Here is a 14,965-nt window from a genome sequence, read left to right as displayed (position 1 = left end):
GCCAAAGGCGGGCCAGGTCGGAGGCGGTGCGGGCCGGGCGGGGCCAGAATACGCGTCGGCCGCGGTGGTCGCGGGGCCGAACCCGGGGGGAGACGATGGCGCTGCTCGAGGTGGTCGCGATGAACGAGGTGGACGCCGAGGAGGCCGAGGCGGGAGGCGCCGACCGGATCGTGGCCGTCGCCGAGCGGCAGTCCGGCGGATTGTCGCCCGATCCGAAGACGGTCGCCGCGATGCGCAAGACGACATCGCTCCCGATCCGGGTGATGCTCCGGGCCAAGAGCGGCTTCCGCACGACCGAGCCGGAGCTCGACCGGCTCTGCCGGGCCGCCTGCGCGCACGCGTCCGCCGGGGCGAACGGCTTCGTGTTCGGCTTCCTCCACGCCGACGGGACCGTTGACCTGTCCGCGGCCGCGCGGCTCGCCGACGCCGTCCTGCCGCTGCCGTGGACGTTCCACCGAGCGATCGACCACACCGTGGACCCCGAGGCCGCCTGGCGCGCGATCCGTGTGCTGCGCGGCCTCGACTCCGTCCTGTGCGCCGGAGCGGCGGGCGGCGTCGAGCCCGGGATCGACGCGCTGGTACGCAGGGCCGCCTGCGAAGCGCGGCTCATGCTCGTGGGGGGCGGCCTGCGGCGCAGGCATGTCGCGGCTCTCGCGGCGGCCGGGGTGCGCGCCTTCCAGGTCGGGGACGCCGTACGTCCGGCCGCCGCGGGACAGGCGCCCGTCGACGCCGCCCGCGTCCGCGAATGGCGCACCCTCGTCGACGCCGCCGCCGAGCCCTGAGCCGGGCCACCTGCCTGCGGGACAGGCGGACGCTGGGCCCTGGCGCCGGGCGGTGGGCACGGCCGTGCGGCCGGCGGGTCGGGTGAGCGCTGTCCTCTGTCGCGGAGCGGCCGGCCGCGTGCCGTACGGCCTGCGGGCCGGGCGGACGCCGGGCCTTGGCGCCGGGCGGTGGCCACGGCCGTGCGGCCGGCAGGTCTTAAAGTTGGCGCATGCGGGTTCATGTGGTGAGCGACGTGCACGGACGGGCCGACGCGCTCGCCCGGGCCGGTGACGGGGCCGACGCGTTCATCTGTCTCGGCGATCTGATCCTGTTCATCGACTACGAGGACCACGGCAAGGGCATCTTCGCCGAGCTGTTCGGCGAGGAGCACGCCGAGACCTTCATCGAACTGCGCACCCAGAAGCGCTTCGAGGAGGCACGGGCGTTCTCCCGGTCGATGTGGGCGACGCTGGAGGGCGACGCCGGGCCGTACATCGAGGCCGCGGTGCGCCGGCAGTACAAGGAGCTGTTCGGCGCGATGCCCACGCCGGCGTACCTCACCTACGGGAACGTCGACATCCCCCGCCTGTGGCCGGAGAGCCTGCGGGCCGGCCAGCGGGTGCTCGACGGAGAGACGGTCGAGATCGGCGGCCTGCGCTTCGGCTTCGTCGGCGGCGGACTGCGCACCGAGTACCGCACCCCGTACGAGCTCGACGACGACGTCTTCGCGGCCAAGGTCGCCGCGGTCGGCGAGGTCGACGTGCTGTGCTGCCACATTCCGCCCGCCGTGCCCGAACTGCTGTACGACACGGTCGCGCGGCGTTTCGAACGCGGGAGCGAGGCGGTCCTGCGCATGATCCACGAGACCCGGCCGAAGTACGTGCTGTTCGGGCACGTCCACCAGCCGCTCGTCCCCCGGACGCGCATCGGCCGTACAGAATGCGTGAACGTCGGACACTTCCGCGCGCGGGGGGTTCCCTACGTTCTCGAGTGGTAGCCGCTACGCTCCGCTCAAGGCAGTGACGCCGCGCCCATTTCCGCCCGATAACCAGCTTGAAAGAGGGAAACGCCGATGGCGGACCGTACGAGCTCCAGTATCGCGATCAAGGCTGGAAAGCCGGAGATCATGGCGGTTATCGCCGATTTTGCGGAATACCCTGAATGGGCGGAAGGAATCACCGCGGCCGAGGTCGTCACCACCGGAGACGACGGCCGCGCCGAACAGGTGCGGATCACGCTGGAGGCCGGACCGATCAAGGACACCTACGTCCTGGCCTACGACTGGGACGACGACGAGGCGGTGCACTGGCACCTCGCGGAGCGCGGCACGATGTTGACCGGCATGACCGGCGCCTACCGGCTCGCCGAACACGGCGGCGAGACCGAGGTGACGTACGAGCTGGCCGTCGACGTGCGCGTGCCCATGATCGGCATGGTCAAGCGGAAGGCGGAGAAGCGCATCATCGAGACGGCCCTCAAGGGGCTCCGGCGACGCGTCGAGGAATAGCCATGCGACGGGATCCGACGATGGGCGAGGCCGCGACCGGCGCGGGCACCCCATGGCGCGGGCATACGCCGCGGGGCGGTACGGTTTCACGCCGAACGATAGGTAGATGATGACCAATGAGTGAGCAGCCAGCATCCGTGCTCTTCGAGGCCGTGCGTCTCGCCGACACGCTCCGCCGGAGGTTCAACGCGGGCGGCGCCCCCAAGGGCGACGTGTGGAGTGAGGCGACCAGCGAGGCCTGGGGCGACCACATCGCGACGGGAGCGGCGGAGTGCCGCTACTGCCCGGTGTGCCGTGCGATCGCGGCGTCCCGGGAGTCGGGCCCGGAGGTCCTCTCCCACGTGATGGCGGCGGGTGAGCAGCTCTACTCGGCGGTCCGCGAGGCGATGGCAGGGTTCGAGCGCACGCGGCCGCGCCCCCAGGCGGCGGGCGACGACCCGGCGGGCGCCGGCACGGCGACGGGTTGACGGAGGAGAAGCGTCCATGACGCTGACCATTGGTGTTGATGTCGGCGGTACGAAGGTCGCCGCCGGTGTGGTCGACGACCATGGGCGGATTCTGGAGAAGGTACGGCGCCCGACGCCGTCCACCAGCCCGCACGAGACGGCCCGCGTGATCGCGGAGGTCGTCGACATTCTCAAGGCGCGCTTCGGCGAGGTCGAGGCGGTGGGCCTCGGCGCGGCCGGGTTCGTGGACGAGAGCCGGTCCACCGTGCTGTTCGCGCCCAACCTGGCCTGGCGCGACGAGCCCATCAAGAAGAAGGTCGAGGGCGAGGTCGGCCTGCCCGTCGTCGTCGAGAACGACGCGAACGCCACCGCTTGGGGCGAGGCGAAGTTCGGCGCCGGCCGGGGCGAGGAGCACATGGTCCTCATCACCCTCGGCACGGGCATCGGCGGCGGCCTGATCCTCGGCGGCGAGCTCTACCGCGGCCGGTTCGGCATCGGCGCCGAGTTCGGGCACTACCGCGTCGTCCCCGACGGCCGGCGCTGCGGCTGCGGCAACCGCGGCTGCTGGGAGCAGTACGCCTCCGGCAACGCCCTGGTCGCCGAGGCCCGGGAGCTCGCCCGGGTGTCCCCGGCGCTCGCCGGCCGGCTCCTCGAGCTCGGCAACGGCAGTCCCGAGGGCATCAGCGGCCCGGAGATCACCGAGGCGGCGCGCGAGGGCGACAGCGCGGCGCTGGAGTGCTTCCGCAGCGTCGCCCGCTGGGTGGGGCAGGGCCTGGCCGACCTGGCCGCCATCCTCGACCCCGGGGCGTTCGTCATCGGCGGCGGCCTGTCGGAGGCGGGCGACCTGCTGCTCGAGCCGGCACGCGCCGCGTTCGAGAACGCCCTGACCGGCCGGGGCCACCGGCCCTTCGCCGACATCAGGATCGCCGAGCTCGGCCCGGACGCCGGCATCGTCGGCGCCGCCGACCTCGCCCGTTCCCGGTAGATGGCGACCGTTCGACTGGTCAGCTACAACATCCGGTCGATGCGGGACGACCGGGCGGCGCTGGTGCGCGTCGTCCGGCGCCTGCGGCCGGACATCCTCTGCGTGCAGGAGGCTCCGCGCTTCCTGTTCTGGCGGCGGAGACGGATCTGGCTCGCCCGGCGCGCGGCGCTGGTCCCGGTCGTGCTCAAACGGGCCGCCGGGCTGCAGCTGTACGCCGGGCCTCGGGCCACGAACGCGAACGGGCGGCACCGCCTGCTGTCGCCCGTGCCCGGCCTGCACCGCCGCGGGCTCGCGCTCGGCCTGTTCGAGATCCGCGGCGTCCGCCTGCTCGCCGCCAGCGTCCACCTCGACCTCGCCACCGAGCCGCGCCGCCGGCACGCGGAGGAGGTCGCCGACGAGCTCGACCGGGTCCGCGCGGAGACCGGCGCGCCCGTCGTCGTCGCCGGGGACATCAACGAACAGCCGGGCGGCCCCGCCTGGGACCTCCTCGCCGGGCGCTTCCAGGACGCGGGCGCGACCGCGCCGTACGGGCTGCCGGAGACCTACAGCGCGGCGAACCCGAGCCGCCGCATCGACGGCGTCTTCGCCGACGAGGGCATCGAGGTCCTCCGCTGCGGCGTGCCGGACGACCCCGACCTGCTCGCCGACTACCCGGCCGCCACCGACCACCGCCCCGTCCTCGCCGAACTCCGCCTGTAAACGGCGCTCGCCGGCGCGAGCGCGGTTCGCGGCCGCCCAACGCGCCGTCTTCCCTCGTGTCTGAAGGCTCGCCGGCGCGGTTCGCGGCCGCCCAACGCGCCGTCCTTCCTCGTCTGGTCGCTGCTCCCGGCTCCTCGGTACAGACGAGCGCGCCCGCTCACGCGCGGTGAGCGGACGCGGAGGCCGGCGGAATCAGACCACGGCGCCGTCGTCGTCCGGAGGGTCGTCGCCCATGCGGAGGACAAGTGCGACGAAGCCGCCGATGAAGGCCGCGACCGCGGCGAACGCCGCCCAGCTCGGGACCGCCCAGCCGAGGAACACCGACAGCACCAGGTACAGCGGCCCGCCCAGCAGCGCGATCCACGCGAACTTGGTCATCGGGTCCGCCTTCGGCAGCGGCGGCGGGGGAGGGGGGATGAAATGCTCTTCCTCGTCCTCGGAGGCGGGTTTGACGACCCGGGCCGTCACGGTGCGCTCCGGCCCGGCTTCGTCACCGGGCCCGCCACCGGCCTCCTCGGGCCCCTCGTCGATGTTCTCCTCGGCGGGCCAGGGCACCTCGTCGCCGTCCGCGGGCCGGTCGAAGCCCGCCACGATCTCGGCGAAGATCTCGTCCTCGTCGCGTGAGGCGGCGTAGTCCGCGCGCAACTCGGGGAGGCGTCGTTCGAGGATGTCCTCGGCGGCCTGCTTGGCCGCCGCGTCGGCGTACAGCCGGTCGGTGGGCTCCTCGGGCAGCCGCACGTCGAGGTAGCCGCCGGTCGTGCCCGGCGCCGGCGCCGCGTAGGCGGCGATGCCCGCCTCCCGGAGCGCGGCCAGCATCGCGTCGGCGAGCTGTGGAGCCAGGTCGGCCAGTGGAATGTAGGAGTCCGCCGTGAGCCCGTTGCCGCGCCGACTCATACCCCGGTCTCCCGTCGCATCATGGCCAGGCCGTCGTGCGGCACGTCGGTCGTGCGCGACCGGACGTACGGCGTCAACGCCATGGCGCCTCCCCTCGAACTGCCGTCGCCCGACGCTTCAAGATGAGCCTACGGCCCCCGCGCCGTGCAATGACGAAAACGTGCCGTGTGTGGATGTGGGTGTGTCCGGCCTGAGATGGGAAGATGATTATCATCCCACGGACGGGTTAACGGCAGGGGGTAGGGGAAGGCGGGACGTTGTTCTACTGGGTCGTCAAGGCGATCTTGGGTCCCATCCTGTACCTGGTCTGGCGACCACGGGCACAGGGGACGCGTAACGTGCCGCGCCGTGGCCCCGCGATCCTGGTCGGCAACCATCTGTCGTTCGCCGACCACTTCTTCGGGCCCCTGCCGCTGCCCCGCAAGGTCACCTTCCTGGCGAAGGCGGAGTACTTCACCGGAACCGGCGTGAAGGGCCTCATCAGCCGGATGTTCTTCCGGGGCGTCGGGCAGGTGCCCATCGACCGTACGGGTGGCCGGGCGAGCGAGGCCGCGCTGCGGACCGGCCTCCGCGTCCTGGGGGAGGGCAGGCTGCTCGGCATCTACCCGGAGGGGACGCGCGCGCCGGACGACCGGCTCTACCGTGGCAAGACCGGGGTGGCCCGGCTCGCCCTGGAGTCGCGTGCGCCGGTCGTCCCGATGGCCATGATCAACACGTTCGAGCTGATGCCCTCCGGGCGGACGCTGCCCCGTCTGCGCCCGCGGCCGGAGGTGCGGTTCGGCGAGCCCCTCGACTTCTCCCGGTACTACGGCATGGCGCACGACAGGGTTGTGCTGCGCGCGGTCACCGACGAGATCATGTACGCCATCATGCGGCTGTCGGGCCAGGAGTACGTCGACCGGTACGCCTCCGACGTCAAGAAGGACCTGACGGCCGAGAAGGACGAGACCGTGAAGGCGGAGGACGGCCCAGGCCGTACGGTGGAGCGTGAGACGGGCTCCGGAGACCTTCCCCAGGGGAGAGTGACGAGAGTAAGGCCCCTGAAGGGCTGATCAGGGCCCTCTCTATCCGATATGGTCTAGACCAATCGGGATGGTCGTGTCCTGAGGACGCGCCGCTTCGAATACGTCCTACCCGCGCCACTAGTCTGGTCGGGTGAACCCAGGGTTACAAAGAGGAGTTGGGCATGCGTGTCGGAGTGCTGACCGGTGGCGGTGACTGCCCCGGCCTGAACGCCGTCATCCGCGCCGTGGTCCGCAAGGGCATCCAGGTCTACGGATACGAGTTCGTCGGCTTCCGCGACGGCTGGCGTGGTCCGCTCGAGGGCGACACCCGGCCGCTCGACGTGCAGGCGGTGCGCGGCATCCTGCCGCGCGGCGGCACCATCCTCGGCTCGTCCCGGACGAATCCGATCAAGATCGAGGGCGGCGTCGAGCGGATCAAGGACAACCTCGCCGGGCTGGGCGTCGACGCGCTCATCGCCATCGGCGGGGAGGACACCCTCGGCGTGGCGCGCCAGCTGTACGACAAGGGGGTGAAGGTCGTCGGCGTCCCCAAGACGATCGACAACGACCTCAACGCCACCGACTACACGTTCGGGTTCGACACCGCGGTGAACATCGCGATGGAGGCCATCGACCGGCTGCACACCACGGCCGAGTCGCACCACCGCGCGCTGATCTGTGAGGTCATGGGCCGGCACGCGGGCTGGATCGCGCTGCACGCCGGCATGGCGGCGGGCGCGAACGTCATCCTCATCCCGGAGAAGCCGTTCGACATCGAGAAGGTCTGCGGCTACGTCGAGAGCCGTTTCAAGACGCGCTACGCCCCGATCATCGTGGTCGCCGAGGGCGCCCACCCGGTCGACGGCCAGATGGACACGCAGACGCAGGAGCTCGACGCCTTCGGTCACGTGCGCCTCGGCGGCATCGGTGAGCGCCTCGCCGCCGAGATCGAGAAGCGCACCGGCAAGGAGGCCCGTACGACCGTCCTCGGGCACATCCAGCGCGGCGGCACCCCGACCGCGTTCGACCGGGTGCTGGCCACCCGGTTCGGCGTGCACGCGATCGACGCGGTGCACGACGGCGCGTTCGGCAAGATGGTCGGCCTGCAGGGCACCGAGATCGCCCGGGTCGACCTGAGCGCGGCCACCGACCAGCTCAAGACCGTCCCGGTCCAGCGGTACGAAGAGGCCGAGGTCTTCTTCGGCTGATCGGAGGCCGGGGCGACCCGGTCCCGTACGGACGTGATCATCGGCCCGTGGCGCGCGTCATGCCACGGGCCGGTTCGCGTCACCGCCGGGGAAGAGCGGCATGTGCCGCCCGGGATGGTACGGGTAGTCGCCATCGTGCGCGACACTTGAGGGGCACCCGTCAGTGTCCGTTGGAGGTAGGACGCATGCCCACGCTCGAAACCGCGACGCAGCCCCAGAACGCCGAGCGGCCCGCCGTCGCCGGTGAGCCCTGCGTTCTCCTCAAACTGGGCGAGATCGTCCTCAAGGGTAAGAACCGCGAGCTGTTCGAGCGGCGGCTGCAGAACAACATCCGCGCCGCCGTCAAGGGGCTCGGCATCAAGATCCAGATCTGGCAGCGCGAAGGCGTCATCGTCGTCCGCGCCGAGAGCGGCGAGCTGGCCGACGTCGACGCCGTGGCCCGGCGGCTCACCGACGTGATGGGCATCGTGTGGGTGCACCGCGCCTGGCGGGTGGCCAAGGACGTCGACGCGACCGTCCAGGCGGCCCTCGATCTGGTCGCCCAGCACCCCGCCCTCGCCCGCAAGGGCGCGTTCGCCATCCGGGCGCGCCGCCGCGACAAGCGCTTCCCGATCACCTCCTCCGACCTCAACACCCTCGTCGGCGCGAAGGTCAAGGAGCGCTACGACCTGCCGGTCAACCTCAAGCACCCGGACCTCGCGGTGTTCATCGAGGTCGACCAGCGCGAGGTGTTCGTCTTCACCGACGGCATGCCCGGTGCGGGCGGCCTGCCGGTCGGCATGAGCGGCCGGGCGCTGGTGCTGATGTCGGGCGGCATCGACTCGCCCGTCTCGGCGTACCGCATGATGCGCCGCGGCCTGCGGGTCGACTTCCTGCACTTCTCCGGGATGCCGTTCACCGGCCCAGAGTCGATCTACAAGGCGTACGCCCTGGTGCGCGAGCTCGACAAGTTCCAGGGCGGCTCCCGGCTGTTCGTCGTGCCGTTCGGCAAGGCGCAGCAGCAGATCAAGTCCTCCGGCGCCGACCGGCTCCAGATCATCGCGCAGCGCCGGCTGATGCTGAAGACCGCGGAGGTCGTCGCGCACAACCTCGGCGGCGCGGCCCTGATCACCGGCGACTCGCTCGGCCAGGTCAGCAGCCAGACCATGCAGAACATCACCGCGCTCGACGACGCGGTGAGCCTGCCGATCCTGCGCCCGCTCATCGGCATGGACAAGACCGAGATCATGGCCGAGGCGCGGAAGATCCACACCTTGAGCATCTCGGAGCTGCCCGACGAGGACTGCTGCACCGTGCTCACCCCCCGCCGCGCCGAGACCCGCGCCAAGATCGACGACCTGCGCCAGATCGAGAAGCGGCTCGACGCGGGGGAGATGGCCGAGCAGCTCGCCGCCAACCTCCAGGAGCACCGCCCGTCGTACGGCGAGCCCGCCGCCTGACGCGAGGGCCGGGGCTCACCGGGTCAGCCGCGCCGGTGCCTCGGCAACAGGAAGCCGACCACCGCGATGGCCAGGCCGAGCCCGGCCGCGATGAGGAAGACCCGGTCGTAGCCGGCGGCGAGGGCATGCGGGATCGGACGAGGCCCAGGCAACGCCGGGAACGGCTTGCGCGTGAGGCCCCCGGCGTTGCCGGGGGCCTCACGCTCTGTGGCTACTTGATCGAGTTGAGGTCGAGTTCGGCGACTTCGACGCAGGTCGCGTTTCCGCTCCCGCTTCGGCTGCTCTTCCGCCAGGGCAGACTGCGTACGGCGCTCTCAGGGATCACCACGGACTGGACTACTCCTTGATCACAGCGGCGATGAACTCCGTCGATTCCTCCGGGTCCAGCGCCACAGCTGAAATGTTCCCGAAATCCACCCTAAACCGGCGTACGTCCGCAGCGCTTTCCGCATAGATGTCGCCGCCCTTCGTCTCGACGTACGCCACTTCCGGTGCCAACTGCTCGGGGAAGCTCAGGATGATGAACGGCCCATCGAGGCCGGGGTGTGCGCCAGCCGTGTACGGCAGCACGCGCAGACTGACGTTCGGTCGCCGAGCGGCATCCAGTAGCACGCGGAGCTGGCTCCGCATCACCTCCGGGCCGCCGATCGGCCGCCGTAGCGCGGCTTCATCGATGATCGCGGTGAACGTTGGTGCCGGCCGGTCGGTACGGCCGAGCAAGATCCGGCGTGCGGAGCGCGCCTGCACTCGCCGCTGCACCACCGTTTCATCCCCAGGTAGTGATGCGCGGATGACCGCCCGGGCGTAGTCGTCGGTCTGGAGCAGCCCGGGAATCAGCTGTGGGCTCCATTCCTCGATCGTCGCCGCGTCATCCTCCAACGCCACGTAGGAGCCTCGGAACACGTCGGAGTAGTCAGTCCACCAGCCGCGCCGCCAGGCATTCTTGTGGAGTTCCGTGAGGGCGGCGCGGTTGGCATTGTCTACGCCGTAGAGGTCGAGCATCGTACGAAGATCGGCGACCGTTGGCTTGGTCTGGGCTTTCTCGATCCTGCTGACCTTGAAGCGGCTCCATCCGAGCTGGGCGGCGGCCTCCTCGACGGCGAGGCCGACATCCTTGCGAAGGCGGCACAGTTCGCTCGCGAGCTTGCGTCCGCGCACGGTGGGGCTGTGGGGCTGGGTCATGGCTGAGGTTACCCGATCACTACATATTGCTACGAGATGGTGGCCGACTGTGGTCGAATATGTTCGCCGTCACCATGCTAGGTGCATGGTGGTCGTGCACACAGCTCGTTCGACATTCAGACTTCCGACAAGGGAGATGGTCCCCCGTGGTCCCTGATCGTCCGGCGATCGCCGACCGCATCGGATTGCCGCCGTCGTCGTCCTGGCTGGCGCTTCGCGCTCGCCCTGAGTACGCCGGTAAGGCTCGTCGATTCGCGTCCACCGCCGTGTTCGGCTATCCGCACGACCCCTACGACATCGGCCTCATCGCGAGCGAGCTCGTTACCAACGCGATCGTCGCCACCGCAGCTCTACGCTCGTGGCCGGACGAGGTGCATCCGATTCGTGTGGAACTCAAAGTCACCGAGCGATACGTGTATCTGGCCGTCACCGACCCCGACCACCGGCCGATGCCCGGCTCTGACCGGGGCGGCCAACTGGCAGAGCACGGGCGCGGTCTCACAATCGTTGATCAGGGCGCCGCTGCGCGATGGGTCACTTACACGGAGCACGGGAAGACCGTGCACGTCATCATCGTCGCACCCGAAATCACCCTGACGGCCGATGAGGCCGCGCAGATCGGAGCACCGACGTGAAACCGGTCGAAGTGACCTTGCAAACGCTCGGGCCTACATACGAGAACAAGGCCGTCTACTCAGACGAGGCGTTTTCTCGTCTGAGTAGACGGCGCGGACAACGACGGGCGGCTCGTGCCTAGCGGCAGGTCTTGCCCGAGCACTTCTCCAGGCGGTGCAGCAGCGCGGTGAGCTGCTTGAGCCGGGCCGCGGGCACGCGGGTCACGGCGTTGTCGAGTTCGTTCGGGTCGCGGCTCAGGTCGTAGTACTCGCGCTCCCCGTCGGCGTACTCGACGTACACCTCGTGTCCGGTGCGGACCGCCTCGTAGCTCGGCGGGTTGCCGCTCGCGGCCGCCTGCAGGTCCGGATCGCCCGCCAGGTGGTCGGGGCCGTGATGCTCGATGAGGACCCCGTCGCGGCTCTTCGCCGCGGGCCCGGCCTTGAAGAACGGCGCGAGGGAGCGGCCGTCGACCGCCGCGGGGACCTTCACCCCGGCGAGGTCCTCGAAGGTCGGGCACAGGTCGGTGTTCTGCGCGAGCGTGCTCGTCTGGTGACCGGCCGCGACGCCCGGGCCCTTGACGACCAGCGGCACCCGGATGTCCGTGTCGTAGGCGGTCATCTTCCCCTGCGCGAGCCGGTGCTCGCCGAGGTGGAAGCCGTTGTCGGAGCTGAAGACGAGGTAGGTGTCACGGTCGACGCCGTTGTTCTTCAGCGCGGTCTGGATGTTGCCGATCATCCGGTCGACGGCCTGCACGGCCTGGGCGCGCTTGCGGAACACGGTGTCGATCGTGGTGATCTGCTTCGCGGTGAGCCGCTTGTGGTTCTTGATCCACGCCGGTTTGTCGGACATGTCGGCCTCGTTGAACGCCGGTCCGCGCGGGGCCTTCAGGCCGGGGAACTTGTTCTTGTCCTGTGGGGCCGGGGTGTACGGGGCGTGCGGGGCGAAGGTGGCGATCTCCAGTACGAAGGGCTTGCCGGCCTTGGCCGACTGGCCGATGAACTGCTGCCCTTTGCCGCTCAGGACGTTGGTCAGGTAGTCCTTCGGCTTGTTGCCGTACTTCACGACCCGGCCGTTCTCGTTGAGCGAGTAGTTGAACTCGGGGTAGCCGTTGCCCGCGACGTCCCATTCGCTCCAGCCGGGCGGCACCGGGTCCGTCGGCTGGTAGCCGTTGAGGTACTTGCCCATCATGGCGGTGCGATAGCCGGCCGCCTGAAGCGCGGTGGCGAAGGTGTGGTTCTGGTTCCCGCGAGCGTTGAACGTCTGGTACCCGCCGTCCTTGCCGCCGTTCGTGAACACGCCGGTGTTGTGCGGGAGGCGCCCGGTGAACGTCGTCGTCCGCGACGGGCAGCACAGCGAGTCGGTCACGAAGTAGTTGGAGAACGTGGTGCCCTGCTGCTGCATCTTCTGCACGTTCGGCATGTACGGGACGAGGTTCATCGCGAGGTCGTCGGTGAGGACGAAGACGATGTTGGGCGGGGGTTTCTTCTGAGCCGTGACTTGCTGCGAACTTCGCTCGGCGGCCGCCGCGCCACAGGCGCTGAGGGCGAGACAGGCCGCGCTGGTCAGAGCCAGGATCCGTTTCATGTCAGACCTTTCGTCGACTCCAGTCAGCCTCCCGTAAGAGTCTTGGAAAATGATCGGAGCGGCTTGGCATGATCATGGGAGTGTGAGTCGGGTCACCTCCGCGCGACCGGCGAGGCGTCACTCGTCGGAGGAGCGCGGCGGGACGCTGAGGATGGAGTGGTAGTAGCCCGGCGGGTCGGGCTCGTCGACGGGACGGCCCTCGGCCTCCACCCAGGCGTGCGCCATGAAGGGTTCGGTGCGGACACCCACGTGCCAGGTGGGCCAGACTCCGTACGCGCGGCACACCAGCGCCGTGGCCAGCGACCGCTGCAGGCACCCCTCGCCCGCGCACAGCACGCTGGTCGTCACGACGGCGTGCCGGGCCCGGCGGGCCCGGTCGTAGTCGGCCGGCCCGGCTCCCGCCCGCAGGACCACGAGGACCGCCCGGATGCGCCGCGGTGGCAGCCGTGCCAGTACCCGCGCGGCCCCGACGGCCAGGAACGTCAGCGAACGCAGGACCAGCGGCAGCCTGCCACCGCTGGTCACCGTGACCGGGGTGCTCACTGCGCGGCCTCCTCGACCACCTTGGCGGCGCGCAGGCTCTCCACGAGGGCGGTGACGTCCGTTCCGGCGCGCTCGACCTCGATCGCGTGCCGCTCGGCCAGGGTCCGGGCCACCTCCGGCTCGGTCACTCCGTCGAGGAGCATCCGCAGGACCAGCGCGCCGGTGGGGTTGAGCTGCCAGTACCGTCCCGCCGCCTGGTCGAGCAGCACGAGCCCCGTGCCGGTGTCGGCGGTGGACACGTCCCGGCGAAGTCGCAAGGTCATGATCGTCCTTTCACTACGGCGTCGCGTGACGTACGGGCGGCGCGCAGCCACACCTCGCAGGCGAGAGTCGCGTCCAGCGCCGGCAGGCCCAACGTCGGTGGATAGAGCGAGAGGCAGGCGGAGCGCAGCGCCTCGGCATCGACCAGCCCGAGCCGGGCCAGCAGCGGGTCCTCCAGCAGTTCGGCGAAGCGAGCGCGGAACCGGCGCAGCCCGGCGTGCCCGTCCACCGCGTAGTGGCCCTTGGTGGTCCTCTCCAGGAGATCCCGCGGAACGGTCCCGGCCATCGCCTCGGTCAGCAACGGCTTGTACAGGCGAGGGTCGGTCCGTTCCTCCATGCGCACGGCGAGGCACGCCTCGAGCACCCGGTCGTCCAGGAACGGCACCGCGAGCGTCAGTCCGGCTCGGCGGGCCTGCCGCACCGCCTGGCGGTACGTCTTCGCGCCTTGGCGCGCGAAGACGAGGGCTTCGTGCCGGGCCCGGTCGAGGGCCAGCGGCGCCGCCGTTCCGGCCGCCTCGCGGATCACGCGGCGTACCGTCTCGACGGCCTGATCGGTGGCCCAGGGCGGCAGCCGGAACGCGGGCTCCCAGCGATGCGGTTCTCCGGCGAGGGACACCGGCCGGTCGATGTCCTGCGCCGCCTCTGCCAGCCATCGGCCGTACGCGCGTGTGTCCGCGAGCGCCCGAAGCGATCCGCCGAGCGGCCATCGGTACCGGGCGCGGTATCCGCGCAGGTGGGACAGGGTGGTGAGGGGACGCCGGCGCGCGAGCGTATGCAGGTAGGCCGGTGGGGACTGCAGGACCTCGTCCCCGCCGAAGCCGCTCAGGTGGACCCGCGATCCTCGGCGGGCCATCCGCTGCCAGACCGCGTCGGAGCGGGCGATGTCCCGGAAGGCGCCGAACGGCTCGTCCATGGGCGGCACCCCGACGATGCCCTCGTACGGCAGGGGGACGTCCCCCGGGTCGATGACCTCGTGGACCACCCTGCCCCGCGTCGTCAGACGATCGGCCGCGCGTACCGCCCACGCCACGTCGTCGTTGCCCGGATCGGTCGTGGCGACCGTCACTCCGAGCAGGTCGACGCCTCGATCGGCCGCCAGAAAGCACAGCGTCGTCGAGTCCAGGCCCCCGGACAGGTCGGCGCTGACGATGCCACCGCCGGTCGTACGGATGGCCACCGCCTCGGCCAGTCTGTCGGCCAGAACTCCGGCGCCCTCGGCGAGAGAGAGGTCCGGCTCGGGAGGCCGCCACCACGGGACCGTCCGGGCGGCCCCGTCGTCGTCGAGGAGAAGGTAATGGTCGGCGGCTACGCCCTGTACGCCGCGCCATGGCGTCAGGTCCGTCAGCGCGAAGGGGAGCCACGGATAGAGCAGATACAGGGCCAGGTGTTCTTCGTCGACGTCGGAGCCGGCCAGGGCGGCCAGGGTGTCGGACCGGTCACCCGCCACCGTCACCCGGCCGATACGGGTCTGGAAGACCCTCCTGAGTCCGGAGACGGTTCCCTGTACGCGGACGCGGCCGTCAACGCTCGCGATCAGGTGGAAGCTGCCCGCCAGGGCGGAGGCCGGCCGGTCGAGGTCGGCCACCGTACGCGTCCCGGCGACCTGGTCGGCGAGGAGGGCGGCGGTGCCGCGGCACGGCCCCAGCACCGCCACCTGTACGCCGTCGGCACCGGCGAGCCGAAGTTCGTCCGGTGACCAGTTCCCGATGAGAAACGGCCGCCCGGAGGGATGAGGCACCTCTTGCGAGGCCTCGGGCCGTAGGACGGCCACCGCGTCCGCGGCGTCCTCCCGATCGGGAAGGGCCACGAACCACGTCTCATCGGAACCGTTCACGA

General features: G+C 70.8%; 18 protein-coding genes. 10 read left to right on the top strand and 8 right to left on the bottom strand.

What is annotated here, in order from left to right; translation table 11 throughout:
* The first annotated feature begins 95 nt into the window (after nt 1-95).
* The 6 genes from ABEA24_RS14860 to ABEA24_RS14835 all read left to right on the top strand — a co-directional run bounded on the left by ABEA24_RS14860 (nt 96) and on the right by ABEA24_RS14835 (nt 4,399).
* Complete coding sequence (locus ABEA24_RS14860; RefSeq protein ID WP_345431364.1) at nt 96-782, top strand: copper homeostasis protein CutC; 687 nt, start codon at nt 96-98, stop codon at nt 780-782.
* 209 nt (nt 783-991) lie between these two features.
* Entirely contained in the window at nt 992-1,759 is a 768-nt protein-coding gene (locus ABEA24_RS14855) for a metallophosphoesterase family protein (protein WP_345431363.1), read from the top strand.
* A 75-nt stretch (nt 1,760-1,834) separates the two neighbouring features.
* Nucleotides 1,835-2,269 carry an SRPBCC family protein gene (locus tag ABEA24_RS14850; RefSeq protein WP_345431362.1) on the top strand — a complete coding sequence of 145 codons (435 nt, stop codon included), beginning with the start codon at nt 1,835-1,837 and terminating at the stop codon, nt 2,267-2,269.
* Nucleotides 2,270-2,385: 116 nt separating this feature from the next.
* Complete coding sequence (locus ABEA24_RS14845) at nt 2,386-2,736, top strand: hypothetical protein (protein ID WP_345431361.1); 351 nt, start codon at nt 2,386-2,388, stop codon at nt 2,734-2,736.
* A gap of 16 nt (nt 2,737-2,752) precedes the next feature.
* Entirely contained in the window at nt 2,753-3,700 is a 948-nt protein-coding gene (locus ABEA24_RS14840) for an ROK family glucokinase (protein WP_345431360.1), read from the top strand.
* Entirely contained in the window at nt 3,701-4,399 is a 699-nt protein-coding gene (locus ABEA24_RS14835) for an endonuclease/exonuclease/phosphatase family protein (RefSeq protein ID WP_345431359.1), read from the top strand.
* A gap of 192 nt (nt 4,400-4,591) precedes the next feature.
* Here ABEA24_RS14835 and ABEA24_RS14830 read toward each other — a convergent pair whose 3' ends face one another.
* A complete protein-coding gene (locus ABEA24_RS14830; RefSeq protein WP_345431358.1) occupies nt 4,592-5,293 on the bottom strand; it encodes a hypothetical protein in 702 nt (233 codons plus the stop codon).
* Nucleotides 5,294-5,550: 257 nt separating this feature from the next.
* On the opposite strand from ABEA24_RS14830, the gene ABEA24_RS14825 reads away from it, so the two are divergent.
* The 3 genes from ABEA24_RS14825 (at nt 5,551) to thiI (ending at nt 8,944) form a co-directional block, all read left to right on the top strand.
* The gene (locus ABEA24_RS14825; protein ID WP_345431356.1) at nt 5,551-6,345 is read left to right on the top strand and encodes a lysophospholipid acyltransferase family protein; all 795 of its coding nucleotides are present in this window, start codon (nt 5,551-5,553) and stop codon (nt 6,343-6,345) included.
* Between the two features lie 134 nt (nt 6,346-6,479).
* Nucleotides 6,480-7,505, top strand: coding sequence for a 6-phosphofructokinase (locus ABEA24_RS14820; protein ID WP_345431355.1), 1,026 nt, complete (start codon nt 6,480-6,482; stop codon nt 7,503-7,505).
* A gap of 185 nt (nt 7,506-7,690) precedes the next feature.
* Entirely contained in the window at nt 7,691-8,944 is a 1,254-nt protein-coding gene (gene thiI, locus ABEA24_RS14815) for a tRNA uracil 4-sulfurtransferase ThiI (RefSeq protein ID WP_345431354.1), read from the top strand.
* Nucleotides 8,945-8,967: 23 nt separating this feature from the next.
* On the opposite strand, the gene ABEA24_RS14810 is transcribed toward thiI, so the two are convergent.
* From ABEA24_RS14810 to ABEA24_RS14800, 3 genes are read right to left on the bottom strand one after another with little or no spacing between them, the layout of a single operon-like run.
* Nucleotides 8,968-9,096 carry a hypothetical protein gene (locus ABEA24_RS14810; RefSeq protein WP_345431353.1) on the bottom strand — a complete coding sequence of 43 codons (129 nt, stop codon included), beginning with the start codon at nt 9,094-9,096 and terminating at the stop codon, nt 8,968-8,970.
* Nucleotides 9,097-9,155: 59 nt separating this feature from the next.
* Complete coding sequence (locus ABEA24_RS14805) at nt 9,156-9,272, bottom strand: DUF397 domain-containing protein (protein ID WP_345431351.1); 117 nt, start codon at nt 9,270-9,272, stop codon at nt 9,156-9,158.
* A gap of 8 nt (nt 9,273-9,280) precedes the next feature.
* Nucleotides 9,281-10,126, bottom strand: a complete 846-nt coding sequence (locus ABEA24_RS14800) for a helix-turn-helix domain-containing protein (protein ID WP_345431350.1) — start codon at nt 10,124-10,126, stop codon at nt 9,281-9,283.
* 146 nt (nt 10,127-10,272) lie between these two features.
* Here ABEA24_RS14800 and ABEA24_RS14795 point away from each other — a divergent pair, with 146 nt between their 5' ends.
* Nucleotides 10,273-10,761, top strand: a complete 489-nt coding sequence (locus ABEA24_RS14795) for an ATP-binding protein (RefSeq protein WP_345431348.1) — start codon at nt 10,273-10,275, stop codon at nt 10,759-10,761.
* Between the two features lie 118 nt (nt 10,762-10,879).
* Here ABEA24_RS14795 and ABEA24_RS14790 read toward each other — a convergent pair whose 3' ends face one another.
* The 4 genes from ABEA24_RS14790 to ABEA24_RS14775 all read right to left on the bottom strand — a co-directional run bounded on the left by ABEA24_RS14790 (nt 10,880) and on the right by ABEA24_RS14775 (nt 14,963).
* Nucleotides 10,880-12,325, bottom strand: coding sequence for a sulfatase family protein (locus ABEA24_RS14790; RefSeq protein ID WP_345431347.1), 1,446 nt, complete (start codon nt 12,323-12,325; stop codon nt 10,880-10,882).
* Nucleotides 12,326-12,442: 117 nt separating this feature from the next.
* On the bottom strand, nt 12,443-12,868 hold the full coding sequence (locus ABEA24_RS14785; protein WP_345431346.1) for a lasso peptide biosynthesis B2 protein: 426 nt from the start codon (nt 12,866-12,868) through the stop codon (nt 12,443-12,445).
* A complete protein-coding gene (locus ABEA24_RS14780) occupies nt 12,865-13,131 on the bottom strand; it encodes a lasso peptide biosynthesis PqqD family chaperone (protein ID WP_345431345.1) in 267 nt (88 codons plus the stop codon). The genes ABEA24_RS14785 and ABEA24_RS14780 overlap by 4 nt, the downstream gene beginning before the upstream one ends.
* The gene (locus ABEA24_RS14775) at nt 13,128-14,963 is read right to left on the bottom strand and encodes an asparagine synthase-related protein (protein ID WP_345431344.1); all 1,836 of its coding nucleotides are present in this window, start codon (nt 14,961-14,963) and stop codon (nt 13,128-13,130) included. Before ABEA24_RS14775 ends, ABEA24_RS14780 begins: the two co-directional genes overlap by 4 nt.
* Nucleotides 14,964-14,965: the final 2 nt, after the last annotated feature.

The sequence above is a fragment of the Actinoallomurus vinaceus genome (assembly GCF_039542055.1).
Classification (GTDB): Bacteria; Actinomycetota; Actinomycetes; order Streptosporangiales; family Streptosporangiaceae; genus Actinoallomurus; species Actinoallomurus vinaceus.
This window is presented reverse-complemented; position numbering and strand designations above follow the sequence as displayed.